General features: G+C 40.0%; 28 protein-coding genes and 2 pseudogenes. 9 read left to right on the top strand and 21 right to left on the bottom strand.

Annotation, left to right across the window (positions count from 1 at the left end; genetic code table 11):
- Positions 1 to 89: 89 nt before the first annotated feature.
- The 11 genes and pseudogenes from QM917_RS01270 to QM917_RS01220 form a co-directional block, all read right to left on the bottom strand.
- Entirely contained in the window at positions 90 to 746 is a 657-nt protein-coding gene (locus QM917_RS01270; protein ID WP_000268637.1) for a CBS domain-containing protein, read from the bottom strand.
- A gap of 377 nt (positions 747 to 1123) precedes the next feature.
- Positions 1124 to 1834 (bottom strand): ABC transporter ATP-binding protein, encoded by a 711-nt coding sequence (locus tag QM917_RS01265; protein WP_045763246.1) that lies wholly within the window; start codon positions 1832 to 1834, stop codon positions 1124 to 1126.
- Positions 1834 to 2598 (bottom strand): ABC transporter ATP-binding protein, encoded by a 765-nt coding sequence (locus QM917_RS01260; protein ID WP_075232204.1) that lies wholly within the window; start codon positions 2596 to 2598, stop codon positions 1834 to 1836. Before QM917_RS01260 ends, QM917_RS01265 begins: the two co-directional genes overlap by 1 nt.
- Positions 2598 to 3554, bottom strand: a complete 957-nt coding sequence (locus QM917_RS01255; protein ID WP_414284436.1) for a branched-chain amino acid ABC transporter permease — start codon at positions 3552 to 3554, stop codon at positions 2598 to 2600. The genes QM917_RS01260 and QM917_RS01255 overlap by 1 nt, the downstream gene beginning before the upstream one ends.
- Positions 3555 to 3557: 3 nt before the next feature.
- Positions 3558 to 4427 carry a branched-chain amino acid ABC transporter permease gene (locus QM917_RS01250; protein WP_075232206.1) on the bottom strand — a complete coding sequence of 290 codons (870 nt, stop codon included), beginning with the start codon at positions 4425 to 4427 and terminating at the stop codon, positions 3558 to 3560.
- Positions 4428 to 4542: 115 nt separating this feature from the next.
- Complete coding sequence (locus QM917_RS01245; RefSeq protein WP_414284434.1) at positions 4543 to 5703, bottom strand: ABC transporter substrate-binding protein; 1161 nt, start codon at positions 5701 to 5703, stop codon at positions 4543 to 4545.
- Positions 5704 to 5790: 87 nt separating this feature from the next.
- Positions 5791 to 6060: a YlbG family protein gene (locus QM917_RS01240; RefSeq protein ID WP_414284433.1), complete on the bottom strand. Its 270-nt coding sequence runs from the start codon at positions 6058 to 6060 to the stop codon at positions 5791 to 5793.
- 75 nt (positions 6061 to 6135) lie between these two features.
- Entirely contained in the window at positions 6136 to 6726 is a 591-nt protein-coding gene (gene clpP / locus QM917_RS01235; protein ID WP_000613459.1) for an ATP-dependent Clp protease proteolytic subunit ClpP, read from the bottom strand.
- A gap of 172 nt (positions 6727 to 6898) precedes the next feature.
- Positions 6899 to 7528, bottom strand: a complete 630-nt coding sequence (gene upp, locus QM917_RS01230; RefSeq protein ID WP_000517029.1) for a uracil phosphoribosyltransferase — start codon at positions 7526 to 7528, stop codon at positions 6899 to 6901.
- Positions 7529 to 7615: 87 nt separating this feature from the next.
- Positions 7616 to 8083: a deoxycytidylate deaminase gene (locus QM917_RS01225; protein WP_000136981.1), complete on the bottom strand. Its 468-nt coding sequence runs from the start codon at positions 8081 to 8083 to the stop codon at positions 7616 to 7618.
- An 18-nt stretch (positions 8084 to 8101) separates the two neighbouring features.
- Positions 8102 to 8659: pseudogene (locus QM917_RS01220) on the bottom strand (TetR/AcrR family transcriptional regulator).
- Between the two features lie 124 nt (positions 8660 to 8783).
- Here QM917_RS01220 and QM917_RS01215 point away from each other — a divergent pair.
- The 4 genes from QM917_RS01215 to QM917_RS01200 are packed head-to-tail and all read left to right on the top strand — an operon-like array spanning position 8784 to position 11890.
- On the top strand, positions 8784 to 9629 hold the full coding sequence (locus QM917_RS01215; RefSeq protein ID WP_248034768.1) for a DegV family protein: 846 nt from the start codon (positions 8784 to 8786) through the stop codon (positions 9627 to 9629).
- Positions 9630 to 9685: 56 nt separating this feature from the next.
- On the top strand, positions 9686 to 10864 hold the full coding sequence (locus QM917_RS01210) for an NAD(P)/FAD-dependent oxidoreductase (protein ID WP_414284431.1): 1179 nt from the start codon (positions 9686 to 9688) through the stop codon (positions 10862 to 10864).
- Positions 10865 to 10902: 38 nt separating this feature from the next.
- Positions 10903 to 11424, top strand: a complete 522-nt coding sequence (locus QM917_RS01205; protein ID WP_049508826.1) for a DUF1697 domain-containing protein — start codon at positions 10903 to 10905, stop codon at positions 11422 to 11424.
- A 10-nt stretch (positions 11425 to 11434) separates the two neighbouring features.
- Positions 11435 to 11890: an 8-oxo-dGTP diphosphatase gene (locus tag QM917_RS01200; RefSeq protein WP_414284429.1), complete on the top strand. Its 456-nt coding sequence runs from the start codon at positions 11435 to 11437 to the stop codon at positions 11888 to 11890.
- Between the two features lie 109 nt (positions 11891 to 11999).
- On the opposite strand, the gene QM917_RS01195 is transcribed toward QM917_RS01200, so the two are convergent.
- Positions 12000 to 12740, bottom strand: coding sequence for a MerR family transcriptional regulator (locus QM917_RS01195; RefSeq protein WP_414284427.1), 741 nt, complete (start codon positions 12738 to 12740; stop codon positions 12000 to 12002).
- Positions 12741 to 12970: 230 nt separating this feature from the next.
- Here QM917_RS01195 and QM917_RS01190 point away from each other — a divergent pair, with 230 nt between their 5' ends.
- Positions 12971 to 14311, top strand: coding sequence for a sodium-dependent transporter (locus QM917_RS01190; RefSeq protein ID WP_414284426.1), 1341 nt, complete (start codon positions 12971 to 12973; stop codon positions 14309 to 14311).
- 40 nt (positions 14312 to 14351) lie between these two features.
- Here the strand turns inward: QM917_RS01190 and manA are convergent, their stop codons facing one another.
- From manA to QM917_RS01175, 3 genes and pseudogenes are all read right to left on the bottom strand, one after another.
- Positions 14352 to 15296, bottom strand: a complete 945-nt coding sequence (manA, locus tag QM917_RS01185) for a mannose-6-phosphate isomerase, class I (protein ID WP_153225294.1) — start codon at positions 15294 to 15296, stop codon at positions 14352 to 14354.
- A 120-nt stretch (positions 15297 to 15416) separates the two neighbouring features.
- A pseudogene (locus QM917_RS01180) lies at positions 15417 to 15572 on the bottom strand (family 1 glycosylhydrolase); the annotation flags it as partial.
- A 234-nt stretch (positions 15573 to 15806) separates the two neighbouring features.
- Entirely contained in the window at positions 15807 to 16067 is a 261-nt protein-coding gene (locus QM917_RS01175; protein WP_025170330.1) for a SemiSWEET family transporter, read from the bottom strand.
- Positions 16068 to 16389: 322 nt separating this feature from the next.
- Here QM917_RS01175 and QM917_RS01170 point away from each other — a divergent pair, with 322 nt between their 5' ends.
- Positions 16390 to 16734 carry a lipopolysaccharide assembly LapA domain-containing protein gene (locus QM917_RS01170; protein WP_049503129.1) on the top strand — a complete coding sequence of 115 codons (345 nt, stop codon included), beginning with the start codon at positions 16390 to 16392 and terminating at the stop codon, positions 16732 to 16734.
- 177 nt (positions 16735 to 16911) lie between these two features.
- Here the strand turns inward: QM917_RS01170 and QM917_RS01165 are convergent, their stop codons facing one another.
- The 6 genes from QM917_RS01165 to lctO all read right to left on the bottom strand — a co-directional run bounded on the left by QM917_RS01165 (position 16912) and on the right by lctO (position 23887).
- Entirely contained in the window at positions 16912 to 17259 is a 348-nt protein-coding gene (locus tag QM917_RS01165) for a VOC family protein (RefSeq protein WP_020901924.1), read from the bottom strand.
- Between the two features lie 110 nt (positions 17260 to 17369).
- Complete coding sequence (spxB, locus tag QM917_RS01160) at positions 17370 to 19145, bottom strand: pyruvate oxidase (protein WP_049503130.1); 1776 nt, start codon at positions 19143 to 19145, stop codon at positions 17370 to 17372.
- A 323-nt stretch (positions 19146 to 19468) separates the two neighbouring features.
- Positions 19469 to 21691, bottom strand: a complete 2223-nt coding sequence (locus tag QM917_RS01155) for a heavy metal translocating P-type ATPase (protein WP_414284424.1) — start codon at positions 21689 to 21691, stop codon at positions 19469 to 19471.
- A 9-nt stretch (positions 21692 to 21700) separates the two neighbouring features.
- Positions 21701 to 22072, bottom strand: a complete 372-nt coding sequence (locus tag QM917_RS01150; RefSeq protein WP_075232216.1) for a cupredoxin domain-containing protein — start codon at positions 22070 to 22072, stop codon at positions 21701 to 21703.
- 10 nt (positions 22073 to 22082) lie between these two features.
- Positions 22083 to 22478, bottom strand: a complete 396-nt coding sequence (locus QM917_RS01145; RefSeq protein WP_075232217.1) for a CopY/TcrY family copper transport repressor — start codon at positions 22476 to 22478, stop codon at positions 22083 to 22085.
- Positions 22479 to 22750: 272 nt separating this feature from the next.
- On the bottom strand, positions 22751 to 23887 hold the full coding sequence (lctO, locus tag QM917_RS01140) for an L-lactate oxidase (protein ID WP_075232218.1): 1137 nt from the start codon (positions 23885 to 23887) through the stop codon (positions 22751 to 22753).
- Positions 23888 to 24104: 217 nt separating this feature from the next.
- Between lctO and QM917_RS01135 the strand changes: the two genes are divergently transcribed.
- From QM917_RS01135 to QM917_RS01125, 3 genes are read left to right on the top strand one after another with little or no spacing between them, the layout of a single operon-like run.
- Positions 24105 to 24785, top strand: a complete 681-nt coding sequence (locus tag QM917_RS01135; protein ID WP_000384100.1) for an amino acid ABC transporter permease — start codon at positions 24105 to 24107, stop codon at positions 24783 to 24785.
- A complete protein-coding gene (locus QM917_RS01130; protein WP_075232219.1) occupies positions 24745 to 25422 on the top strand; it encodes an amino acid ABC transporter permease in 678 nt (225 codons plus the stop codon). The genes QM917_RS01135 and QM917_RS01130 overlap by 41 nt, the downstream gene beginning before the upstream one ends.
- On the top strand, positions 25423 to 26181 hold the full coding sequence (locus QM917_RS01125; protein WP_004252334.1) for an amino acid ABC transporter ATP-binding protein: 759 nt from the start codon (positions 25423 to 25425) through the stop codon (positions 26179 to 26181).
- Positions 26182 to 26199: the final 18 nt, after the last annotated feature.

Genomic DNA, 26199 nt, shown 5'->3' with positions numbered 1-26199 from the left:
TGCAAGGGGTAAGTGAGGTTTGCTCACAATAAATTATTATACTAGAAAAAAATTTTTTTAGCAAGTAAAAACTGCTTCTATTTTATTTTTTACAGTTTTTTTGCTAAAGTTTGTGTAATTTCTTCAACCTGAATATTCTCAGATTCAAATTTCTGTTTAAAGGTAGCTAGATCAACCGTTCCCTCAATTTGAACTTCGATAACAATCTTACCATCTTTACGTGGAATATTAACAGTATGAGAAATATTTAGATTTTCCTCAACGATTAAAGAAACAATCTTACCAAGTACCCCAACTTCATTTTCTGTGATAAAACGAACACGGATTCCCTCTTCGCCATAACCAGAAATTTCAAGAAATGCTCTGAATACATCACGGTCAGTAATGACACCATAGACTTGCCCATTATCAATAACTGGCAAGATGCCAATCTTATTTTTCAGCATAAGGTAGGTTGCATCTTCCAAACTTGCATAACCTGAGACAGTTACAACATCACGAATCATGACGTCTTTGACTTTTGTTTTATTGAGCAAGTAATTCATCTCGAAGATTGAAAGACTCGTTGCTTTTGATGGACTGGCTTCAGCAATTGTTCCTTCTGTTACTAGACCAACTAATTTATCATTTTCAATAACAGGAAGACGATGCAAACCTTGTTCGCGCATCAAATCTGCTGCATGTGCTACAGTCGTATCTGGGCTAATATATACGACCTTTCGTGTCATAAAATCTTTAACTGCCATAGGAACTCTCCTTTATGTTTATAGCTTTATTATACACTTTTTACGAAAATCAATCAAACGCTTTCATCTCTTTTTCAAGATTCTGAAAACTCTGAAATACTATAAAAAGAGCCCTAGATTAGAGCCCTCAATCTTATGATTATGTATTTTGTTTGGTAATCTTTCCCGCAGACTAAGACAATCTTTATCTACCGACTAAAACAATCCGCTGGATTTGATGATTGCCAAGCAATCTCTATCCGCCGGATAAAAAGGTCCCACGGACTAATATGGATTGCTTTGCAATCTTTATTCGCAACCTAAACTAGTCTCCCAGACTAGATGTGAATTGCTGCCGCAATTTTTATCTGCCGACTAAAACAATCCACTGGATTGTTTTAGCCACCTAGATATGCTTTTCTGACTTCGTCTGACGCTGCGAGTTCTTTTCCTGTTCCTGATAGGACAATCTTTCCTGTTTCAAGAACATAGCCTCGATCTGCGATGGCTAGTGCTTTATTGGCATTTTGCTCGATCAAAAGAACAGTTGTACCTTGTTTTTGAATATCTTGAATGATATCAAAAATTTCTTGGATGAAAATTGGTGCAAGCCCCATTGAAGGTTCATCTAACAAAAGAAGTTTAGGCGTTGACATAAGCGCGCGTCCCATAGCAAGCATCTGCTGTTCTCCTCCCGAAAGGGTAGCTGCATCTTGGTTTTTACGTTCTTCCAGACGAGGGAAACGTGAAAAGACTTTCTTCAAATTTGCTTGATTCTCTTCACGATTTTTCTTAAGAAAGGCTCCCATCTCCAAGTTTTCCATAACTGTCAAACCAGGGAAGACGTGACGTCCTTCTGGTACTTGAGAGAGTCCTGATGCCACAATTTTTTGTGCAGGCATCTTTTGGATTTCTTGTCCCAAAAATTCAATTTTACCAGAACTTGGACGAACAAGGCCTGATAAGGTACGAAGGATGGTTGTTTTACCAGCACCGTTTGCACCGATAAGGGAAACAACTTCTCCTTCATTTACTTCAAAGCTCACATCACGTACAGCTTGAATCATACCATAGTGTACTGAGAGGTTTTCAACTTTTAACATAGACATTAGGCTTCACCTCCAAGATAAGCTTCGATAACACGTTTATTACTCTTGATTTCATCTGGTGTCCCGTGAGCAATCAAACGACCGTACTCAAGAACATAGATACGCTCCGTAACTTCCATAACCAAGTTCATATCATGTTCAATCAGCATAATAGTAATCTTGAATTCATCCTTGATGCGACGAATCAACTCAGTCAATTCTGCAGTTTCTTGTGGATTCATACCCGCTGCAGGCTCATCCAAGAAAAGGATTTTAGGTTCTGTAGCAAGGGCACGCACAATCTCTAAGCGACGTTGTTGACCATAGGCTAAATTTTTAGCGAGAGTTTCAGCATCTCCATCCAAATCAAAGATTTTTAGTAATTCTAAGGCTTTAGCTTTCAATTCTTTTTCATTCTTATAAAAAGCTGGTAAGCGCAAGAAACTTGCAAAAACATGTTGTTTATGATGATTACTAAATGCAATCAGAACATTGTCTAATACAGTTAAGTCTTTAAAGAGACGAATATTTTGGAAAGTACGTCCTAAACCAAGAGCAGCAATTTTATAGGGCTGCTTGCCATTTAACAAGTGACCATCCAAGGTTACTGTTCCTTCGCTTGGTTCATACACACCTGTCAAGAGGTTGAAGAGAGTTGTTTTACCAGCTCCGTTCGGTCCAATCAAGCCAACAAGTTCACCTTCATTCAATTCAAGAGTTACATCTCCAACAGCCGTTAGACCACCAAAATGCTTGGTTAACTGTTTTACTTCAAGTAATGCCATTAGTTTTGTTCCTCCTTCTTAGTTTTTTTAAAGAAACTAGATAGACTTAATTCCCATGTTCCAAGAAGACCACCTGGTCTGAAAATCATTACAAGTACCAAGGCTAGGGCGTAGATGATCATACGAATACTTGCTACATCCTGTAGAAGCATGTTTAAAATACCAAGAACAATGGCAGCAACAATCGCTCCTGTAATGGATCCCAAACCGCCAAATACAACAATAATCAAGACGTTGATAGAGTTGATAAAACTATAATCTTTAGGCACAACAGAACCGATAAATCCTGCTTGAAGCGAACCTGCAATACTTGCAGTCATCGCTCCGAATACAAAAGCAATAATTTTGATTTTGGTTGTATTTACCCCAACTGATTCAGCAGCGATTTCATCTTCACGAACGGATAAAGTTAGACGACCGATTGGACTACGAAGGAAATTAAGTGTTGCAATTGTTGTAATCACAGCAAAGAAATATACCATTTGCCAGTTAGTAAAGCTCGGAATACCTAGAATACCTGCTGCACCATTAGTAATATCTCCACCGTTGACAATAAAGATACGAATAATTTCAGCAACACCGAGGGTTGCTACTGCAAGATAGTCCCCTTTCAAACGAAGAGTTGGAATCCCAACGACTAAAGCCACTAATCCTGAGATAAGTGCTCCAAGAAGCATAGCTCCAAAGAAGGCTCCATAGGTTGGAGATTTAGAACCAATAATTGCAGCCGCATAGGCACCAATAGCCATAAATCCTGCGTGCCCTAGAGAAAATTGTCCAGAAAAACCTACGATAAGGTTAAGACCAACTGCAAGTATGATGTTAATCCCAATTTGCTCTAAAATTTGAATATAAAAGAGATTGAGCACTCCAGCTGAAACAAGTACGCTGATTAAGCCATAGCCTGCTAATAAAAGGAGCAACCATAAAATATTAACTTTTAAATTTTCTTTCATTGTTTACACCTTCTCTTTCACATTCTTACCGAGGATACCAGCTGGACGTACAATCAAGATTAAGAGCAAGATTCCATACACGATAGCATCACGGAAATCTGACATTCCGAAGGCGGTAGCAAATGTTTCTAAAAGACCAATAACAAAGCCACCCAGAGCCGCACCAGGGATGATTCCGATGCCACCTAGAACGGCAGCCACGAATGATTTAATACCTGGAGTCATCCCCATCAATGGTTCAAGAGAGTTATAGTAAAGTGCAATCAAGACACCCGCTGCACCAGCTAGGGCTGAACCCAAAGCGAATGTAAAGCTGATAGTACGGTTTACATTGATTCCCATCAACTGAGCAGCATCACTATCTACAGATACAGCACGCATGGCTTTCCCCATTTTTGTTTTTTGTACAATAAGTTGTAGAAGAACCATCAAAACAAGTGAGACAGTCAAAATCAACAATTGAATATTGGTCAGACTGATTGGACCTAAGTCATAACGCACTGTTTGGATTGCTTGAGGAAAGGCACGTGTGTTGGCTCCGACTAGATAAACCATCCCATACTCAAGTAAGAAGGAAACCCCAATCGCTGTAATCAATACGGAGATACGAGTTGAATGACGTAATGGGCGGTAAGCTAGAAACTCAATGATAACACCAAGAATTGCTGTGCCTGCCATTGATAAAATCAAGGCAACAAAGAAATTTAATTGCAAGGAATTAATCAAAAAATAACCCATGAAAGCACCTATCATATAGATATCACCGTGGGCAAAGTTAATCAGCTTGATAATTCCATAAACCATAGTATAACCTAGGGCTAGCAGCGCATAGACACTACCCAAGATTAAACCATTTACAAGTTGTTGAAGCATATGGTTCACTCTTTCTAATTTATATTTTTAGAATTTTATAAAAAAATAATCCTTTCATAAACACCGAAACAGGGAGTGAGTAGAAGCTCATTCCCCATTTACGATATCTACTAGATTAAGGTTTAACCGACTCAACTGACTCAACTTTACCATCTTTTAAGCCAATCATAAGTGCAGATTTAACCGGATTATGGTCTTTGTCAATAGACATTGTACCAGTAACACCTTCCAAGTCTTTCAACTTCGCAAGGTTGTCTTTCAATTCGACAGAGTTCTTAGCACCTTTAGATGCTTCCGAAATCATGTAAACTGAATCATATGCCAAGGCTGCAAACATTGAAGGTTCTTCGTTGTATTTCGCTTTATAAGCTTCTACGAATTTCTTGGCTTTATCAGTCATTTCACCTTCAGTAGAGAATCCAGTTACGTAGTAGATGTCTGTAGCTGCAGCAGGTGTTGCTTGTTCAACGAATTTAGCATCACTAAATCCATCACCACCGATGATTGGTTGTTTGATTCCCATACCACGTGCTTGGTTTACAATTTTACCAGTTTCAGTGTAGTACCCTGGAAGGACAATGGCATCGAAGTCTTTATCTTTGATTTTTGTAAGTGCGGCTTGGAAATCTGTATCCTTAGATTGGAACGTTTCTGTCGCTACAATTTCACCTTTATAAGATTTCTTGAAGGCTTCAGCAATCCCTTTAGCATAGTCAGATGAGTTATCGTAGTATAGAACGACTTTCTTCGCTTTCAAGTTATCAGTTGTGTATTTAGCAATGATTTGTCCTTGGAAGCTATCGATGAAGGTTGCACGGAAAAGGTAATCTTGACCTTTTGTCAAATCATCTTGAGTTGCTGATGGGGTTACCAATGGTACACCTGCTTTACCAGCATTGGCAACCGCTGCGGCAGTGGCACCTGAAGTTGCAGGTCCTACAAGAGCGTTCACTTTTGATTGGGTAACAAGGTTTGTTGTAACGGTAGCCGCTTCAGCTGTCTCAGATTTGTTATCTTTGTCTACAACTTCGATTTGTTTTCCATCGATACCACCAGCTGCGTTGATTTCATCAACGGCCAATTGAGCACCTTTTTGTTCAGCGCTACCGTAGGCTGCTACTTCACCAGTTTTTTCAAAATTAAAACCGATTTTAACAACTTTCTCATCCACTGGGTTACCAGTTGAATTTGAAGCTCCTGACTTCACTTCTCCACAAGCTGCTAAAACAGCTACACTTGCAAGTGCTACAAGTGATAAGGCAAATTTTTTCTTCATCTTTTTTGTCTCCTTATTTCTTAAATAAATAGCATGTTAAGAATATACCGAATTATCAGAAAATTGTCAACACATTTATCTAAATTTTTACATGATAACGTTTTCGTTATTTCTGTAGAGACTACCAACAAAGGGAGTTTCCAATTCTTGGATATGACATTGTCTCACTTTTTTAACAAATTTCTCTTTTCCTAAACGGCTAACCAGTTCTTCCACTTCTTCTGTTGGGACATAAAGTTGCAGATAACGGTGTTTTTTAGAGTGGTAACAAATATCACCATAATGATCGAGTTTTTTTGCATCACGATTATAGTATAGGTAGATAATCAGACCAGACCGATTCTCTTTTTGAAACATATTACAACTTCCTTCTAACAATCTTCTTACTATTATATCAAAAAAAGCAAACTCAGTCGAGTTTGCTTCAAAAGATTAATTCAAAGAATTATTAGCCATGATTTCATCAATGAAACCATATTCAAGTGTTTCTTGAGCGCTCATCCAGTAATCACGTTCAGCATCTGCATGGATTTGCTCAACTGATTTACCAGAATTATCTGCAAGAATTTGCTCCAAAGTCTTACGAGTTTTAAGCAAGTGTTCAGCAGCAATAGCCATATCGGTTTGCTGTGTACCACCACCTGTACCACCCATCGGTTGGTGAATCATGTATTCTGCATTCGGAAGCATGAAACGTTTGCCCTTTGCTCCACTTGAGGCAATAATTGTTCCCATTGAAGCAGCCATCCCCATAACAATGGTTTGGACATCTGCCTTGATAAAGTTCATAGTATCAACGATTGCCAAACCAGCTGATACAGAACCACCTGGAGTATTCACATAAAGGTAAATATCTTTTGTACTATCTTGGGCATCCAAGAAAAGCAATTGGGCGATAACTGAGTTGGCCATATTGTCTTCGACTGGTCCAGTCAACATGATGATACGATCTTTTAAAAGACGTGAGTAAATGTCATATGAACGTTCTCCACGACTTGTTTGTTCAATAACTACAGGAATCATTCAGTTCTCCTTCTGATTTCAATTTTTCTTAGTCAAACGACTCAATACAGGTCTATTATATCTTTTTGGTCAAAAAAGGTCAAATCTTTGCTCTATCCTAAAAACAGACACAAAAATTCAACCTCCTTTCGAGACTAAAACCAATGAACAGTTTTAGTTTATGCTTAGAATCTTATTTAGTACCGAACAAGCGGTCTCCTGCGTCACCAAGACCTGGAACGATATAGCCATGTTCGTTCAAACGTTCATCCAAAGCTGCTGTAAAGATTTCTACATCTGGGTGAGCTTCTTGAAGAGCTTTTACACCTTCTGGAGCAGATACAAGGCAGACAAATTTGATGTTTGATGCTCCACGTTTTTTGAGGGAATCAACAGCCAAGATTGCAGAACCACCTGTTGCAAGCATAGGGTCAACCACAAAAATTTGACGTTGGTCGATATCTTCAGGTAATTTTACCAAGTATTCTACTGGTTGAAGAGTTTCTTCGTCACGGTACATACCAATATGTCCAACTTTGGCTGCTGGAACCAAGCTCAATAGCCCATCGACCATCCCAATACCTGCACGCAAGATTGGAACAATTGCCAATTTTTTACCAGCCAATTGTTTTTGAACTGTTTTTGTGATAGGTGTTTCGATTTCAACGTCTTCAAGCGGAAGATCACGAAGTACTTCATATCCCATCAACATAGCAATTTCATCTACTAACTCACGAAAAGCTTTTGTAGAAGTGTCTGTACGACGCAAGATTGACAATTTGTGTTGAATGAGTGGATGATTAATGACTTCAAGTTTTCCCATTTTCTGAATTCCTTCTTTCAATTTATTCTTCTTATTATATCAAAAAATGGTTTAAAAATCCTTCTAAACCATCTTTTTTTTTAATTTTTAAATCAAGTTAGCTTCTTGAAGAGCTGCTTGTACTGTCTCAAGTGGTAAATGGGTCAACTCGGTCCCTTTTTCACGATAGAGATACTGGGCGTAGTCGTCCATACGGTACTGGTTAATATAAACGACACGCTCACATCCTACCTGAAGCAATTGCTTGGTGCAGTTGAGACAAGGAAAATGAGTAACGTAAGCTGTAAATCCTTTTGGAACGCCACGTTCGGCTCCTTGTAAAATAGCATTAACCTCAGCATGAAGAGTGCGGACACAGTGGCCCTCAATCACCAAACAGTCATGGTCAATACAATGCTCCGTTCCTGATACAGAGCCATTATAACCTGTTGAAATAACCTTATTATCCTTGACTAAAACAGCTCCTACCTTGGCGCGTTTACAGGTTGAACGATTGGCAATCAATAAGGCTTGAGCAGCAAAATACTCATCCCAAGCCAGTCTTTTTTCTGTCATAACTTCTCTCCTTCTGATCTATTTTTTGAAAAATGGTAGGCGTAAATCTGCGATTTTTTCAGCAGGAACCTTCATTCCATCCTTGATCTATTTAAGCAAAACTGATACGATGGCAGAACTCCAAAAAGAATGCAGGTAAGAGCTGACTCCTTTTGATTTTCCATAGTATTTTTCTAAAAACTCTTGCATGGCTTGCACAAAGATTTTTTCCAAGTGGTAGTCCAAGGCAAGCTGAATAACCTTGGCTTCTTTTCTGGCTTCACGAAAGAGATGAACCCAAACCAGATAGAGATCTGTTTTGACATCATAATGACTGAGCTGCTCCATGATATTATGGACACTGCGTTTAAAGACGCTTTCTAAAATCTCTTCTTTGGAGTCATAGTTTCGATAAAAGGCGGCACGAGAAACACCAGCTCGTTTTACCAATTCGGAAATGCTAATCTTTGTCAACTCCTTTTTCTCCAAAAGTTGCAAAAGAGCTGTTTCGATAGCTTCTCTGGTCAGTAAATTGGATTCTTTGTTTGATTTTCTGAGATTTTCAAGTGAATTTTCAGAAATTCTTCGTTCGGCCATAACACTTCCTTTCTACTTGTGACAACAGAGTGACGAGACTTTTGTTTTAAGATTTTTCATGATATAATTGTAAAAAAAGACAGAACCTTTGTCAATGTATAAGTGATAAAGATGGAGAATTTCTATGACTTGGAAGATTGTAGCTGACTCTGGTTGTGATTATCGTCAACTGGCAAATCCAGCAATTGATACTGAATTCATCAGTGTTCCCTTAACCATTCAAGTAGCTGATCAAGTCTTTATTGACGATGCTAGTCTTGATATTGACAAAATGATGGAAACCATGTATGCAACTTCTGAAGCTTCAAAATCAGCTTGTCCTAGCCCTGATGATTACTTGCGAGCATTCGAAGGTGCAAACCATATTTTTGTAGTGACCATTACCGGAACTCTTTCTGGTAGTCAAAACAGCGCTCAATTAGCTAAGAATCTCTATCTCGAAGAACATCCTGATACTCAGATTCATGTCATTGATAGTTTATCTGCTGGTGGGGAAGTTGATCTAATCGTAGAGAAAATCAATGATTTGATTGACCAAGGACTTTCTTTTGAAGAAGTGGTTAAAGCTATTACTGCCTACCAAGAAAAAACTAAGTTACTATTCGTCCTCGCTAAGGTTGATAACCTCGTTAAGAATGGTCGCTTGAGTAAGCTAATCGGTACAGTTGTTGGGCTCCTTAATATTCGTATGGTCGGGGAAGCAAGTGAAACTGGAACCTTGGAACTCCTCCAAAAAGCCCGTGGTGCTAAGAAGTCCCTCCAAGCTGCTTATGAAGAGTTAATCAAGGCTGGTTACGCTGGTGGGCGTATCGTCATGGCTCACCGCAGTAATGATAAATTCTGCCAACAACTCTCAGAACTCTTACGTGAAAAATTCCCACAGGCTGAAATTAAGATTATCCCAACCTCTGGGCTCTGCAGTTTTTATGCAGAAGAAGGTGGACTCCTCATGGGATATGAAATTGACTAATAAATCAAACAGGAGATGACTTATCATCTCTTGTTTTTTTATGGTACAATACTTTTATGAAACATTTTGACACTATTGTAATCGGGGGAGGCCCTGCTGGTATGATGGCTACCATTTCCAGTAGCTTTTATGGGCAGAAAACACTTCTCACTGAAAAGAATCGAAAACTCGGAAAAAAATTAGCTGGTACTGGTGGTGGTCGCTGTAACGTGACCAACAATGGAACTCTAGATGACCTATTAGCTGGCATCCCTGGGAATGGTCGCTTTCTATACAGTGTCTTTTCCCAGTTTGATAACCATGATATCATCAACTTTTTTACTGAAAATGGCGTAAAACTCAAGGTCGAAGACCATGGCCGCGTCTTTCCAGCCAGCGACAAATCTCGGACCATTATCGAAGCTTTGGAAAAGAAAATCACTGAGCTAGGTGGGCAAGTTGCCACTCAAACAGAGATTGTTTCTGTTAAAAAGATTGACGACCAGTTTGTCCTCAAGTCAGCAGACCAAGCCTTTACTTGTGATAAACTCATTGTCACAACTGGTGGAAAATCCTATCCTTCTACTGGCTCTACTGGTTTTGGTCACGAAATCGCCCGCCATTTCAAACACACTATTACCGAACTCGAAGCTGCTGAAAGCCCATTGTTGACTGATTTCCCGCATAAGGCCTTGCAGGGGATTTCGCTGGACGATGTGACCCTAAGCTATGGCAAGCATGTCATCACTCATGACCTACTCTTTACCCACTTTGGTTTGTCAGGTCCTGCTGCGCTACGCATGTCTAGCTTTGTCAAGGGTGGGGAAATTCTCTCTCTAGATGTCTTGCCACAACTTTCAGAAGGTGACTTAGTTGACTTTTTAGAAGAGAACCGTGAAAAGTCCTTGAAAAATGCCTTAAAAACCTTGTTGCCAGAACGCTTGGCAGAATTCTTTGTGCAGGACTATCCTGAAAAAGTCAAACAACTAACAGAAAAAGAATGCGACCAACTTGTCCAGTCTATCAAGGCACTCAAAATCCCTGTGACAGGAAAAATGTCCTTGGCTAAATCCTTTGTTACCAAAGGAGGTGTTAGTCTCAAGGAAATCAATCCTAAAACGCTGGAAAGCAAACTGGTTCCTGGCCTTCACTTTGCAGGAGAGGTCCTAGATATCAACGCCCACACGGGTGGCTTTAACATCACTTCTGCCCTCTGTACTGGCTGGGTGGCAGGCTCAAACTTAATCTATAAATGATTTAGTATCTAAGGATGTTAGATAAGAAAGGAACTACTTTGGAACATATTATCTTACTAAGGGGAGTTACTCCTAATGGAAAAAATGCTATCCCTAAAATGTCTTATCTAGTAGATATCTTGATAGAGGCTGATTTTCAACACGTTCGAACCTATATTCAAAGTGGGAATATCATTCTTGAAAGTGACTTATCTCTGGAAGAAATACGAGAGCAGGTTCACACTCTAATAAAGGAAAAAATTGGTGCTGATTTAAAAATGGTAATCAAGAACAAAAATGATTTTGCAAAAATTGTCCAAGAAAACCCATTTGGAAAACACTATCTTTTTGACCGAATACATGTGATCCTTTTTCAAAATGATATCCAAAGTCTACCATTAGAAAAATTGGATAGTGACTATGGTGAAGAAGAAATTTGTATCGGCAACCATTGTCTTTACCTTTATCTCCCTAGAACTGCAAAACGAAAAAAACTTAATACCAACTATCTTGAAAAGCTGTTCGGCGTTGATCTGACCATGCGAAAGTTAAACGTGGTAGAAAAATTACTAACAAAATAGGAAAAATAATATGAGCAGAAGAGAATCAGTCGAATTTGTCAACATGTGTATGATTAAAAACGGAGACAAGGTTCTTGTCCAAGACCGAGTTAGTCCTAACTGGCCTGGCATTACTTTTCCTGGTGGCCATGTTGAACGTGGCGAATCCTTTGTCGATGCTGTCATTCGCGAAGTGAAGGAAGAAACTGGTCTGACCATTTCTAAGCCTCAACTCTGTGGTATCAAAGATTGGTATGATGACGAGGACTATCGTTATGTTGTCCTCTTTTACAAAACAGAACACTTTACTGGTGAGCTCCAATCTTCAGACGAAGGAAAAGTCTGGTGGGAGGATTTTGAAAATCTATCTCATCTAAAATTAGCTACCGAGGATATGTCTGACATGCTTCGTGTTTTTCTCGAAGAGGATCTCAGTGAATTCTTTTACTACAAGGATGGAGAAGACTGGTCTTACCAACTCAAATAACAGTAAATCGGCAGAGGTCACTCCGCCGATTTTTATCTTATCTAAGTCTGTGTTTTCCTACTAAAAATTCTGTTACTGGCTTTGTCAGCTTTAGCTTAGTCTGTGAGTTTTATCGAGTTTGTGTGCTTACATAGTGGGTAATGACATCTGATGTGTACTGGGCTGTTCCCTGTCCAAACTTATCAATGTTTTCCTTAAACTCTGGATTATAGACATAGCCTTTTCCGATATGACCAAAGACCTCGATAGAGCAGTCAAATCCATAAGTACGGATGGCTTGCAAGAGTTTGCCTGCTTCCTCTTGATTTTCAGATGCTGTTGCAGGTAGATCAGCTTGAAGATTTTGTGCCAAGGCTTGAAAGACTTGGTTGAAGGCAGCCGTAGCTTCGTCTTCGTGACCTTTTTGGCGCTCGAGAGCCTGGTCCATGACTTCTTGACCATACTTATCTACCGCCTCTTGCTGGTATTTTTGATGGTCTTGATAGCTAAATCCAGTGAATTTTTCCTCAATAGTCATTTTTCTTTCTCCTTTTTGTTCTTGAATGGTTTTTTGCAAGGTGGAAATCAAGGTATCCAGATGTTGCCTTTCTCGAGTTAGATAGTCCAACTGCCTAGTCAAATGTGGTAACAAGTCCGTCTTTTCTTCCTTCAATAGCTCTGCTATTTTTTCTAAAGAAAAGCCTAGATACTTGTAATAAAGGATAACCTGAAGTCGTTCTAAATCTTCTTGACTGTAGGTTCGATAGCCATTTTCTGACTTTAACGGAACCAAGAGTCCTATCTTATCATAATGGTAAAGGGTCTTGATAGAGACGCCTGAAAGCTGCGCAGCTTCTTTGATATGGTACATGATTTCCTCCTCACATAAATAGTATATACCCTCCCCTTTGAGGAGAGTCAAGTATTTTATCATATTTTTTATAAAAACATGAAAATCGCTTTCTTGACAGACTTGAAAAATCATGATAGGATAATCAAGTCTATCAATCAAAGAATAAGCTCAAAAGAGCAATTGAGAGAAGGCTATTTGACAACTCAAGTAGCCTTTTATTATTTTAAACAATAGATCGGAGTTTAACGATGTCTGAAAAATCGCAATGGGGCTCAAAACTAGGCTTTATCCTTGCATCTGCAGGTTCTGCTATTGGTCTTGGGGCCGTTTGGAAGTTCCCTTACATGACTGCTGCCAATGGTGGGGGAGGTTTTTTACTGGTCTTTCTCATCTCGACACTATTGATTGGATTTCCACTTCTCTTGGCTGAGTTTGCCCTCGGTCGGTGCGCTGGCGTGTCAGCAATCAAAACCTTTGGAAAACTTGGCAACAATAGCAAATACAATTTTATCGGTTGGATCGGTGCCTTTGCCCTTTTCATCCTCTTATCCTTTTACAGTGTTATTGGGGGATGGGTTTTAGTCTATCTAGGTATCGCTATTGCTAAAGCCTTCCAAGTTGGGATTAGCAGTGATTATGCCCAGCTCTTCACAGACATTATTTCAAATCCATGGATTGCCCTTGGTTCCCAAGCCCTCTTTATCTTCCTCAACATCTTTATCGTATCTAAGGGAGTTCAAAAAGGAATTGAAAGAGCATCGAAAGTTATGATGCCCCTGCTCTTTATCATCTTTGTCATTATCATCGGGCGCTCTCTCAGCTTGCCTAATGCCATGGAAGGTGTGGTTTACTTCCTCAAACCTGACTTTTCAAAACTGACAAGCGCCGGACTCCTCTATGCTCTGGGGCAATCTTTCTTTGCATTATCGCTCGGTGTTACTGCTATGTTGACCTATGCTTCTTACTTAGATAAGAAAACCAAGCTGGTCCAATCAGGTATGTCCATCGTTGCCATGAACATCTCTGTATCCATCATGGCAGGATTAGCCATTTTCCCAGCTATGTCAGCCTTTAACATCCAGTCTGAAGGTGGTCCAAGTCTTCTCTTTATCGTCTTGCCACAACTCTTTGACAAGATGCCTTTTGGAAGTATTTTCTATATTCTCTTTCTCTTGCTCTTCCTCTTTGCGACGGTCACTTCTTCTGTCGTGATGCTGGAAATCAATGTAGGCAACATCACCAACCAAGACAATCGCAAACGTGCTAAGTGGAGTATGATTTTAGGGGTTTTGACTTTTGTATTTGGTATCCCTTCAGCCCTATCCTACGGTGTCATGGCAGACGTCCAAATCTTTGGAAAAACTTTCTTTGATGCTATGGATTTCTTGGTTTCCAACCTCCTTATGCCTTTCGGTGCTCTCTGCTTGTCCCTTTTTACAGGCTTTATCTTTAAAAAAGCACTCGCTATGGAGGAATTGCATCTTGATGAAACAGCATGGAAACAAGGACTTTTCCAAGTCTGGCTCTTCCTTCTTCGTTTCGTCATTCCAATCATCATCATCGTGGTCTTTATCGCCCAATTTATGTAATCAAAAAGGACTTGAGTAGTGAACTCAGGCCCTTTCTTTTTTATGGATGGCTAACAATTAATTCCAAATCTTGCCCTTCCAGAGTCCAAGCTTCAACATCACTCGGCAAGATAAAGTGACTACCTTTTTGGATTGGATAATCTTTTCCGTCTACAGTCAGTTTCCCTTGACCAGCCAAGACACTCAACAAGCTGTAATCAGCCGTCTTCTCAAATTCAACTTTTCCTGTGATTTCCCACTTGTAGACTGCGAAGAAATCATTAGAGACAAGTAAAGTTGAGCGTAAATCATCAGCTTTGACAGTCACAGGACGGCTATTTGCAGGCTCACCAATATTCAAGACATCGATAGATTTTTCAAGGTGTAGTTCACGCAAGTTTCCATTATCGTCCTTGCGGTCAAAGTCGTAGACGCGATAGGTGGTATCACTAGACTGTTGGGTTTCAAGAATCAAGATGCCTGCACCAATAGCATGCATGGTGCCACTTGGTACATAGAAGAAATCTCCAGCCTTAACTGGTACTTTTGTCAACAGGTCATCCCAGTTCTTATCTTCGATTTGCTGACGGAGTTCTTCTTTTGACTTGGCATTATGCCCGTAGATAATCTCTGAACCTTCATCCGCAGAGATGATGTACCAACATTCTGTTTTTCCAAGTTCGCCTTCATGCTCTAGTCCATAAGCATCGTCTGGGTGAACTTGGACGCTAAGCCAGTCGTTAGCATCGAGTATTTTGGTCAAAAGTGGAAATACAGGTTCTGGACGGTTGCCAAACAATTCACGGTGTTCCGCATACAAAGTAGCTAGGTCTGTTCCCTCGTAGCGTCCATTTGCAACCTTTGAAACGCCATTTGGATGAGCTGAGATGGCCCAGTATTCTCCGATTTTTTCACTTGGGATGTCGTAACCAAACTCATCACGTAGCTTGGTACCTCCCCAAATTTTTTCTTGCATAACTGATTGTAAAAATAATGGTTCTGACATGTCAATCTCCTGTCTGATTTTTCTCCCCTCATTATAGCAAAAAAAGAGTTCGAATTGAACTCTTTTTCACATCTTATAAATTAGGGAGAAGATTTTATAAAAATAGTGAACAAATGTGCTCTACTCAATGCTTGCACCATTGCTGGCAATGACATCCTTGTACCAGTAGAAGGATTTCTTCTTGCTACGTTTGAGAGTCCCATTTCCTGCGTTATCTCGATCCACATAGATAAAGCCATAGCGCTTGTTCATTTCGCCTGTTCCAGCCGAAACCATCCGGAAAAGTCAGTTTTTCGGTCATAAGTCTACTCAACTTTCTTATTTGCTTGTTCATTTACTTATATTATAGCTCATTCTGAAACCTTTTCTTATAAAATACTGTGACATACTGATACTATTCTACTATTTAAGTTGATCAGATTGTTTTTTAAAAAATTATCCTCTCGAAAAAGCAAATAGCCTCCCCGGAAACAAAAAAAGAAGACTGAAAACTAGTCTCCTCTGTTCCTTTTAAATCAAAGCTGTGATAGCGGTTACTAGGCCAAAAATAATACCTGGTGCATTCGCTGCTGCAAGGGGGATATCTCTTTCTTTTTTGAAAAGACCGTAGTAGACCCATAGACTACAGTTGATCGCTGCAACCAAGGGCTCAATGAAATTTCCTTTTTGACCAGCCAGATTGTCCATGATTTGTGGGAAGTAAGACATATACATCATAACAGACATAAAGGTCGCTACCCAACCTAACATTTTCATTTGTTTTTCAGTTATTTTCAAAACCTATTTCATTTTTACTGAATCTTATTTTATAATCTTCTTTCAAAACAATCAAGACTTTGAAGCTTTTGTTATAAAGATGTAAACTATCACAATCTTGTGAGAAGAAAGAGGGAACAGAAAAAAGACTGGATTGCTCCGATCTGTTTAGTCAATCAAATATTAGAAAATGAATACTCCTTTTCAATGAATCGATTGATGGTAAATAAGCTGTTAGAAATTATTGACAGTATCGAAATTTTCTAGTAAAATGAATTTTGTTAATACCTAAATGGTGTGTAATTTTCTATCAACATAGTCAGGAGAAAAGGAACTTATGCTAAAAAAATTTAATGAATTGTCACTGAAAGATAAGGCTTATCTAATTGGCGGTTTGATCTTATTAGTCATTGTGATCTCCTTTGGTCTGCTCAATCGTCAAACAGTAACTGTCAGTCTTGTCTTTACACAACTATCTGCTCCCTTGATTTTGGTGATTTTTACTTGTCTAGTAATCGGGATCATTGTTGGTAGTGCTATTGGTTTTAGCTATCACCATGGCAAGACTCAAGAGCTGAAAAGCCGCATTGCTGAAGCAGAAACGACTATCCATAAAAAAGACAAGGAGCTTCTCCAGTACAAGGAACAGGTGCAACAATTAAAACAGGAAGCCAAACAATAAGTGTAGAAATCATAACCACCCGTCAGCGGGTGGTTTTTTGTCTCGCACCTAATGGAACGAGACGGACTGAAAATCGCATAACAGAAAAAAAACCGGATTGCTCCGATCTTTCAATAGTTCATATTCTCACATTCTGTTTTAAGAATAGTTAAGGTTATCTTCAAATGACTAAGCCCCTTATTTCATACGATAAAAATCAAGCACTAGACCAGCAGGACCTTTAACTAATAAGGACTCTGTTCCCCAATCCGTTTCACAAGGACCGTGTAAAATCTCGACACCTCTCTCTTTTAAACGTTGGTAATTCTGCTCTAGATCCTCAATCTCAATGTGAAGAATGATACCTGACTGAAAATCTTCCAAAGGAATCAAATGATTTTGGGACAACATTAGACAATGACTGCCAATCGTGAACTGAGCAAAGCCTTGATCAACATAATCTGCCTGTTTATCCAAAATACGCTCCAAGTCAGCACAGACTTGAGGAATACTTGAAACGATGATATCTAATTGATTTAAATTCATTAACTATCCTCCAGAAAAAGACCGGATTGCTCCGATCTTTTTAAGTTTCACTCTATGAAAATCAAAGAATAAATTCTACAAATTTAAAATTTGATTTTCGACGAGAGAAATTATTTAATTGCGCGTGATTGCAATCCTTCTTCTTCCAAGAAGAGGCGGAATGGTACGAGTTCTTCTGCTTCGTATTTTTCCTTGAAGGCTTTGATTGCTTCTTCTGAGTGTTGTTTTGGATCCAACTCAAGTACTTCTACTGGAAGTGGACGATGTGGAGTGATGTGAGCATCGATCACAACTGTCTTACCTTCTTTGTTGAGTTTAACAGCTTCTGCAACAACTGCATCGATGTCTTCGATACGGTTCACAGTGAATCCTACAGCACCTTGCGCTTCAGCGATTTTCGCATAGTCAGCATTAGGGAAGTCACAACCAAACAAGTGTTTGTTTGTGTCCTCGTATTTGTCCTTGATGAAGGCATATTTACCATTTGAGAAGACAACGTTGATAACTGGAAGGTCGTATTGAACGTTTGTGATAACGTCTGGGTAGCACATGTTGAATGCACCGTCACCCATGATGTTCCATACTTGGCGATCTGGATTGTCTTTCTTAGCAGCGATACCACCAGGAAGGGCAATACCCATTGTCGCAAAGAGTGGAGATGTGCGCCACATGTTCTTAGGTGTCATGTGAAGGTGACGAGTAGATGTTTGAGTAGTGTCACCTACGTCGATTGAGTAGATAGCGTCTTGATCAGCATGTTTGTTGATTGCATTGTAGACTTGGTACAATTGCAATTCACCCTCAGTTTTACCTTCGAGTTTGTTCATGTAATCACGCCAGTTTTGGTTGTTCTTCACGTTTGCACGCCACCATGGAGTAGACTCAACTGGGTTTACTTTATCAAGGATAGCTTTAGCTGCTTGACCTGCATCACCAAGGATAGAAGCGTCAAGAGCGTGACGTTTACCAAGTTTGTAAGGGTCGATATCCACTTGGATGAATTTTTCAGTGTTTTTGAATGCTTCGTAAACTTCAGCAAATGGGAAGTTTGAACCAAGGAAAAGAACTGTGTCTGCTTCAAAGACCACTTCGTTGGCTGGCTTCCAACCAACACGGTAAGCAGAACCTGTCAAACCTTCGTAGTTCCATTCGAAAGCTTCAAAGTTTTTACCAGTTGTGATGATTGGTGCTTTGATTTTACGTGACAATTCAGTGATCACTTCACCAGCTTTAACACCACCGTAACCAGCGTAGATCACTGGGCGTTCAGCGTTGTTCAAAATTTCAACAGCTTTATCAATTTCAACTTCGTTCAAAGCAGGAGCGATGAATGAACGCTCGTATGAACCTGAACCGTAGTATGAGTTTTCGTCGATTTCTTGGAAACCAAAGTTTACTGGAATTTCAACGACAGCTGGACCTTTTTTAGAAACGGCAGCACGGCAAGCTTCGTCAATAACTTTTGGTAATTGCTCTGCGTAAGCTACACGTTTGTTGTAAACAGCGATACCGTTGTACATTGGGTTTTGGTTCAATTCTTGGAAGGCATCCATGTTCAATTCGTTAACTGGACGTGATCCAAGGATAGCAAGGAATGGAGTGTTATCCATAGCTGCATCGTAAACACCGTTGATCAAGTGAGTTGCACCAGGTCCACCTGAACCAACTGCAACACCGATAGATCCGCCAAATTTAGCTTGCATAACCGCTGCAAGAGCACCTGTTTCTTCGTGACGAACTTGCAAGAAACGGATATCTTTGTCTTCAGCCAAAGCGTCCATAAGTGAGCTGAGTGTTCCTGATGGGATACCGTAGATAGTGTCTACGCCCCATGTTTTCAATACGTTAAGCATTGCTGCAGATGCAGTAATTTTCCCTTGAGTCATAATGATAACTCTCCTTAAAAGTTAATTTGATGAATAATAAAAGCGCTTTTATATGTTTTTTGAAAACGATTCAGTAAATTTACACTCCTAATTTATCACATTTACTTATAGTTTCATAAGAATGTGCTCAGAAACTTTCATTCTCTATTACAGTACAGATTGAAAACGTTTTGAAAATCTGTTTTAGAATAGCAAAAAAGCGGTTAAAACCGCCTTTTTATACTCAATGAAAATCAAAGAGCAAACTAGGAAGCTAGCCGCAGGCTGTACTTGAGTACGGCAAGGTGAAGCTGACGTGGTTTGAATTTGATTTTCGAAGAGTATTAATCGACTTTAGTAAAATTAAGCATCAGAGAGCTGATTAGAACAGAGACTGAACTAAAGGCCATGGCCAATCCTGCAAGTTCTGGATTGAGTACCAAACCAAGACTTGAAAAGACTCCTGCTGCAATCGGAATACCAATGAGGTTATAGATAGAAGCCCAGAAAAGATTGAGTAGAATACGATTAAAGGTCTTCTTACTCATATCAAAAGCACGTGCCAATCCTAGTAAATTGTTGGTTGTAAGGACAAGATCTGCTGATTCAATGGCAATATCTGTCCCAGAGCCCATGGCAATTCCGACATCCGCTACACTGAGGGCCGGCGCATCATTGATACCATCTCCAACAAAGGCCAATTTGCCATTCTTTTGAAGCTTGTGAATTTCATGTGCCTTTTCCTCTGGCAAGACATTTGCGATCACTTCTTCGATTCCAATTTGCTCTGCAATCGCATGGGCTACTCCAGCATTATCTCCAGTAAGCATAACCGTTCTAAGACCACGTTTTTTCAATTTAGCAATAGCTTCTCGAGCATTTTCCTTAGGGACATCCTGCAAGGCAATTAAGCCTTTTAACTGACCATCTACGGATAGGAAGACAACTGTTTTTGCTTCTTTCTCAAGCAAATCAAATCGTTCTTGATAATCATGTGGAATAGCAAGGTCAGCTAAGAGCTTAGCATTCCCAAGCAAGACTTGTTTACCATTAATAATCCCAGTCACACCTTTTCCATGCAAGGCTTGGAAGTTTTCCACTGGGTAAAGGCTAATTCCTAGTTCAGATGCACGATTAACAATAGCTTGAGCTAGCGGGTGTTGAGATACATCTTCCAGTGAAGCAGCCAAACTTAGCACTTCTCTTTCATCACCAATAACATCTGTCACTACTGGCTTCCCTTCGGTCAAGGTTCCTGTCTTATCAAAAACAACCGTTTGGACCTTTTGGATTTCCTGTAAAACTGTACCATTTTTGAGAAGAATCCCCATCTTGGCACTTCGTCCTGTTCCAACCATGAGTGCTGTCGGTGTCGCGAGTCCTAGTGCACAAGGACAGGCAATTATCAAAACAGCAACTCCGTAGAGAAGTGAAGTCACAAAGCTATCTCCAAGTAAAACAAACCAGACCCAAAAAGTAAGAAGTCCTAAAATGACAACTGCTGGTACAAAAATCCCTGAAATCTTGTCGGTCAAATCTTGAATAGGAGCACGACTCGTTTGAGCTTTCTTCACAAAGTCCACAATCTGAGCCAGCATAGTCTCAGAACCAACTTTTTCAGCTCTAAAGATGATCGTACCACTATTATTGATAGTTGACCCAATAACAGCATCTCCAACTGATTTATCGACTGGAATACTTTCCCCAGTCACCATTGATTCATCAATACTCGTTTCACCTTCTAACACAGTCCCATCAACGGCAATTTTTTCACCTGGTCGAACGCGAATGAGATCCCCAACTTTGACTTGTTCTAGAGGGATTTGAACATAAACATCATCACGCAAAACCTCTGCTGTCTTTGCTTGTAGGTCTAATAATTTTTCGACTGCCTGCGAAGTATTTTTTCGCATTTTTTCCTCAAAAACTGCTCCCAAAAGAATGAAGAAGAGGATAAATGCAGCACTTTCAAAGTAAACGGGCAGACCAGTGAAGAGGGCTACTAAGCTATAGAAATAGGCCACTAGGGTTCCCAGAGCAACCAAGGTATCCATGTTGGAATTGTGCTTTTTAAAACTAGCCCAGGCGCTTCTGATATATGGAACTCCAGCTACCAGCATAATGGGTGTTGTGGCTAAAAAGGTGCCCCAACGCATGACTTGGTGACTAATTCCTCCTGTAGACATCCCAATCATGAGAATCACAAGAGGCACAGTAAAGATACTAGTAATCCAAAAACGCTGTAAAAGACTGAGAGACTTTTTAGTTTTTTCAACAACGGTGTAGGTCCCCTTTTGCATCTTCATGCCGCATGAAAATTCATGCTCGCCCAAGTCTTGAGGCGTAAAGCGAATGACTTTTTCCTCGTCTTGAGCGATTGGTTCTAGGATTCCTTCTTCTTCGAAGAGAACTTCTTTATAACAGTTTGATGGTGTCACACGATGAAAGGTAATCTCAGCAGGAATCCCTTTTTGCAGTTGAATGTGGGCTGGATGGTAGCCTTTGTCTGCCGTGATACGGATTTTTTGAACGCCATTTTCAAGGCTTGCTTTTACAATTTCAGTCATATCATTCTCCTATTCTACAATCATCTTACCGTGCATCATATTCATGCCACAAGAGAAACCATACTCACCTGCTTCTTCAGGAGTGATTTCAACCACATATTGGTCTCCCATAGGCAGATTTGCATGCACTCCAAAGTCTGGAAAAACGATTTGGTCCAAGCAAGGTGAAGGATCTTTTCGATCGAAAATAATGCGAGCAGGTTGCGATTTTTTTAGAATAATAGTTCCTGGAGTATATCCCCCCATGACTTCCACTCGAATTTCTTGATAGCCATTCTTTTGTTGAGCTCTCTTACCGTCTTCTTGAGGTTTTTTGAAAAACCAAAAGAGGATAAAAGCAATCAATCCTAGAACAATAATAGATACAAATAGATTTAACATAGCGTCTCCTTTACATACAATTACATCTTACTTCTGTTACAGCACTTGCTTTTTTCTTTGAAATTACTTCTTCCAAGCCTTCCAAGTCAGCTAGGGTAAAGTCACATTCTTCAATCAAATCAGCTAGCAAGAGCTTTATTCTTCGAGAACAAAGCTTGTCTTTGATATCCTGAACCATTAAGCCCTTACTATCATCTAGCGTTAAAAGGGACGAATAGACAAAGGACTTGCCCTGTTTTTCCCGAGTCAAACATTCTTTCTCTACCAGACGGGCTAAGAGTGTCTGGATCGTGGATTTAGACCAGCTAAACCTTTTCTCTAATACTTTTATGAGATCAGTACTAGTCTGTTCTCCCTGCATCCAGATAATCTTCATGACCTGCCATTCTGCATCCGAAATCTGCATCAGCACACCTCCAAAATCTACATTTGTCAATTACAATTATCAGTATACTCTTAAAATCTACATTTGTCAATTATAAAATTCAAATCTTTCTCTTTTTTTATTCTTCATGACAAAAGTGATTAATACTCAATGAAAATCAAAGAGCAAACTAGGAAACTAGCCGCAGTCTGTACTTGAGTACGGCAAGGCGACGTTGACGCGGTTTGAAGAGATTTTCGAAGAGTATAAAACACAAGCAAAAACCTCCACATTAGTGGAGGAAATTTCTTTTATCAATACAATTTTAAGTCACGTGGGTCAACTGGGAAGGTTGGGTTGTATGGATTGTGACGGAGCTTGAAGTGTTTGACATCCTCAATAGTCTGAGTTCCGGATAACTGCATGACTGTCTTCAATTCTGCATTCAAGTGCTCAAATACTTGACGAACACCAACACTACCACCAAGAGCCAAACCATAAATAGCAGGACGCCCAATTGCTACCAAGTCTGCTCCTGAAGCCAAGGCTTTAAAGACATGTTGACCACGACGAATACCAGAGTCAAAGACAATCGGTACACGTTTGTCAACTGCTTCAGCAACTTCTTGAAGTGAGTCAAAGGCGGCTGGGCCACCATCGATTTGACGTCCACCGTGGTTGGTTACCCAGATACCAGATGCACCTGCAGCAAGAGAACGTTCAACATCTTCACGGCATTGGGGACCTTTAACGTAAACGGGTAGGCCTGAGTATTCAGCGATGAATTCTACATCTCGTGGAGACAGGCGTTGTTTAGCTGATTTGTAGACAAAGTCCATTGACTTACCAGCACCTTCAGGTAGATATTCTTCTACGATTGGCATACCAACTGGGAATACAAAGCCATTACGCTTGTCCACCTCACGATTGCCCCCTACAGTAGCATCTGCTGTCAAGACAATCGCTTTATACCTCTCAGCCTTCACACGGTCCATGATATGGCGGTTGATACCGTCATCCTTACTAAAGTAAAATTGGAACCAGTGAGGTGTCCCTTGAAGAGCTTCTGTAATTTCTGGAAGATCTACAGTAGAGTAAGAGCTGGTTGTATAAAGAGAACCAAACTCATGTACACCACGCGCAGTAGCTACTTCACCTTGTTCATTTGCCAATTTATGAGCCGCAACAGGCGCCATAATGATTGGTGAAGACAATTTTTCACCTGCAAATTCAATCTCTGTACTTGGATTTTCCACATCACAAAGCGTATGCGGAACGATGAGTTTGTGGTTAAAGGCACGGATGTTCTCCCGTAAAGTAAAGGTATCTTCTGCTCCACTAGCGATATAGCCAAATGCTGCTTTAGGAATAACTTGTTGCGCCATGGGCTCTAAATCATAGGTATTGATGAAATCTACATGACCTTCTGCATTGCTTGTTTTATATGACATAAAATATCCTCCTTAATAAGTAAGCGCTTACTTTGTATATTACAAAAACATCTTAACTCTTTTTTCAAAACTTTTCAAATATTTTGTTTGGAAATTTCAGAAATTTTATGTCTATGATAAAAAATCCTTATAACGGCAATAAAAAATACATATTATCCAAAGCTCTCTTTTAATGCTACAATAACTGTATCATTTTTCTAGATGGGAGGTTCTACTTTTGGATTGGTCCATTGTTGAACAATATCTACCACTCTATCAAAAGGCATTCTTTCTGACCTTGCATATTGCAGTTTGGGGAATTCTAGGTTCTTTTTTGCTGGGGCTCATCGTCAGTGTCATCCGGCATTACCGCCTTCCTGTTTTTTCCCAGTTGGCAACAGCCTATATCGAACTTTCACGAAATACACCCCTTTTGATACAACTTTTCTTTCTCTACTTCGGCCTACCTAGAATAGGGATTGTTCTTTCTTCAGAAGTCTGTGCAACAGTCGGGCTCATCTTTTTAGGTGGTTCCTACATGGCAGAATCCTTCCGAAGCGGGCTAGAAGCAGTCAGTCAAACCCAGCATGAAATCGGTTTAGCCATTGGGCTTACTCCATTTCAGGTTTTTCGCTACGTGGTTCTGCCACAAGCGACAGCGGTTGCTCTACCATCCTTTAGTGCCAATGTTATTTTCCTCATAAAGGAAACATCTGTCTTCTCAGCAGTTGCCCTTGCTGACCTTATGTATGTTGCTAAGGATTTGATAGGACTCTACTATGAGACAGATATTGCGTTAGCTATGTTGGTGGTTGCTTACCTTATCATGCTTCTACCTATTTCGCTAGTCTTTAGTTGGATAGAAAGGAGGCTCCGTCATGCAGGATTCGGGAATGCAAGTACTCTTTCAGGGAAATAATCTCCTGAGAATCTTACAGGGATTGGGCGTCACGATTGGTATTTCTATCCTGTCTGTCCTCTTATCCATGATTTTCGGAACGGTGATGGGAATTATCATGACTTCTCATTCTAGAGTGATTCGCTTCTTGACACGCTTATATCTAGAATTTATCCGTATCATGCCGCAGCTAGTGCTCCTTTTCATCGTTTACTTTGGCTTGGCTCGAAACTTTAATATCAATATCTCTGGTGAGGCTTCTGCTATTATCGTTTTCACTCTTTGGGGAACAGCTGAGATGGGGGACTTGGTTCGTGGTGCCATCACTTCCCTTCCCAAACATCAGTTTGAGAGTGGGCAGGCGCTTGGCTTAACTAAAGTGCAACTCTACTACCATATCATTATCCCTCAAGTTTTGAGAAGGCTTCTACCGCAAGCCATCAATCTTGTCACTCGTATGATTAAAACAACTTCCTTGGTTGTTTTGATTGGGGTTGTTGAAGTTACCAAGGTTGGACAACAAATCATTGATAGCAATCGCTTAACCATCCCAACCGCTTCCTTTTGGATTTACGGAACCATCCTAGTCTTATATTTCGCAGTTTGCTTCCCTATTTCCAAACTATCTACTCATCTAGAAAAACATTGGAGGAACTAAATGTCTGAAACTATTTTAGAAATCAAGGAACTAAAAAAATCCTTCGGAGACAATCCTATCCTCCAAGGACTTTCTTTAGATATTAAAAAGGGGGAAGTGGTCGTCATCCTAGGACCATCTGGCTGTGGGAAAAGTACCCTTCTTCGCTGTCTCAATGGTTTAGAAAGTATTCAAGGAGGAGATATCCTGCTGGATGGCCAGTCCATCGTTGAAAATAAAAAAGATTTTCACCTGGTTCGCCAAAAGATTGGTATGGTCTTTCAAAGTTATGAACTCTTTCCTCACTTGGATGTCCTTCAAAACCTCATCCTAGGCCCTATCAAGGCTCAAGGGAGAGACAAAAAAGAGGTTACTGAAGAAGCTCTACAACTACTGGAACGAGTTGGACTTCTAGACAAAAAACATAGCTTCGCTCGTCAATTATCTGGTGGACAAAAGCAACGGGTTGCGATCGTCCGTGCCCTGCTCATGCATCCAGAAATTATCCTCTTTGACGAAGTAACTGCTTCACTGGATCCAGAAATGGTGCGTGAGGTTCTAGAACTCATCAATGACTTGGCCCAAGAAGGTCGTACCATGATTTTGGTAACCCATGAAATGCAGTTTGCCCAAGCCATTGCGGACCGCATTATCTTTCTAGACCAAGGAAAAATTGCTGAAGAAGGAACTGCTCAAGAATTCTTCACAAATCCACAAACCAAACGAGCACAAGAATTTTTAAACGTCTTTGACTTTAGCCAGTTTGGCTCATATCTATAATCAATAAAGGAGATTATT

Origin of the sequence: Streptococcus infantis, assembly GCF_047460685.1 — a bacterium.
GTDB lineage: Bacteria > Bacillota > Bacilli > Lactobacillales > Streptococcaceae > Streptococcus > Streptococcus infantis_AD.
The sequence above is the reverse complement of the archived record's forward strand: the minus strand, read 5'-3'. Positions and strand labels throughout refer to the sequence as shown.

Bases quoted from the DNA above. Each gene is read 5' to 3' on its own strand.
- QM917_RS01170 (WP_049503129.1), top strand. From the start codon at position 16,390: ATGCTAAAAAAATTTAATGAATTGTCACTGAAAGATAAGGCTTATCTA.
- QM917_RS01210 (WP_414284431.1), top strand. From the start codon at position 9,686: ATGAAACATTTTGACACTATTGTAATCGGGGGAGGCCCTGCTGGTATG.
- spxB (WP_049503130.1), bottom strand. From the start codon at position 19,145: ATGACTCAAGGGAAAATTACTGCATCTGCAGCAATGCTTAACGTATTG.
- QM917_RS01225 (WP_000136981.1), bottom strand. From the start codon at position 8,083: ATGACAGAAAAAAGACTGGCTTGGGATGAGTATTTTGCTGCTCAAGCC.
- QM917_RS01125 (WP_004252334.1), top strand. From the start codon at position 25,423: ATGTCTGAAACTATTTTAGAAATCAAGGAACTAAAAAAATCCTTCGGA.
- QM917_RS01195 (WP_414284427.1), bottom strand. From the start codon at position 12,740: ATGTACCATATCAAAGAAGCTGCGCAGCTTTCAGGCGTCTCTATCAAG.
- upp (WP_000517029.1), bottom strand. From the start codon at position 7,528: ATGGGAAAACTTGAAGTCATTAATCATCCACTCATTCAACACAAATTG.
- QM917_RS01265 (WP_045763246.1), bottom strand. From the start codon at position 1,834: ATGTCTATGTTAAAAGTTGAAAACCTCTCAGTACACTATGGTATGATT.
- QM917_RS01190 (WP_414284426.1), top strand. From the start codon at position 12,971: ATGTCTGAAAAATCGCAATGGGGCTCAAAACTAGGCTTTATCCTTGCA.
- QM917_RS01270 (WP_000268637.1), bottom strand. From the start codon at position 746: ATGGCAGTTAAAGATTTTATGACACGAAAGGTCGTATATATTAGCCCA.
- QM917_RS01200 (WP_414284429.1), top strand. From the start codon at position 11,435: ATGAGCAGAAGAGAATCAGTCGAATTTGTCAACATGTGTATGATTAAA.
- QM917_RS01255 (WP_414284436.1), bottom strand. From the start codon at position 3,554: ATGAAAGAAAATTTAAAAGTTAATATTTTATGGTTGCTCCTTTTATTA.
- clpP (WP_000613459.1), bottom strand. From the start codon at position 6,726: ATGATTCCTGTAGTTATTGAACAAACAAGTCGTGGAGAACGTTCATAT.
- QM917_RS01130 (WP_075232219.1), top strand. From the start codon at position 24,745: ATGCAGGATTCGGGAATGCAAGTACTCTTTCAGGGAAATAATCTCCTG.
- QM917_RS01260 (WP_075232204.1), bottom strand. From the start codon at position 2,598: ATGGCATTACTTGAAGTAAAACAGTTAACCAAGCATTTTGGTGGTCTA.
- QM917_RS01165 (WP_020901924.1), bottom strand. From the start codon at position 17,259: ATGAATTTAAATCAATTAGATATCATCGTTTCAAGTATTCCTCAAGTC.
- manA (WP_153225294.1), bottom strand. From the start codon at position 15,296: ATGTCAGAACCATTATTTTTACAATCAGTTATGCAAGAAAAAATTTGG.
- QM917_RS01155 (WP_414284424.1), bottom strand. From the start codon at position 21,691: ATGACTGAAATTGTAAAAGCAAGCCTTGAAAATGGCGTTCAAAAAATC.
- QM917_RS01150 (WP_075232216.1), bottom strand. From the start codon at position 22,072: ATGTTAAATCTATTTGTATCTATTATTGTTCTAGGATTGATTGCTTTT.
- QM917_RS01245 (WP_414284434.1), bottom strand. From the start codon at position 5,703: ATGAAGAAAAAATTTGCCTTATCACTTGTAGCACTTGCAAGTGTAGCT.
- QM917_RS01145 (WP_075232217.1), bottom strand. From the start codon at position 22,478: ATGCAGATTTCGGATGCAGAATGGCAGGTCATGAAGATTATCTGGATG.
- QM917_RS01240 (WP_414284433.1), bottom strand. From the start codon at position 6,060: ATGTTTCAAAAAGAGAATCGGTCTGGTCTGATTATCTACCTATACTAT.
- QM917_RS01250 (WP_075232206.1), bottom strand. From the start codon at position 4,427: ATGCTTCAACAACTTGTAAATGGTTTAATCTTGGGTAGTGTCTATGCG.
- lctO (WP_075232218.1), bottom strand. From the start codon at position 23,887: ATGTCATATAAAACAAGCAATGCAGAAGGTCATGTAGATTTCATCAAT.
- QM917_RS01215 (WP_248034768.1), top strand. From the start codon at position 8,784: ATGACTTGGAAGATTGTAGCTGACTCTGGTTGTGATTATCGTCAACTG.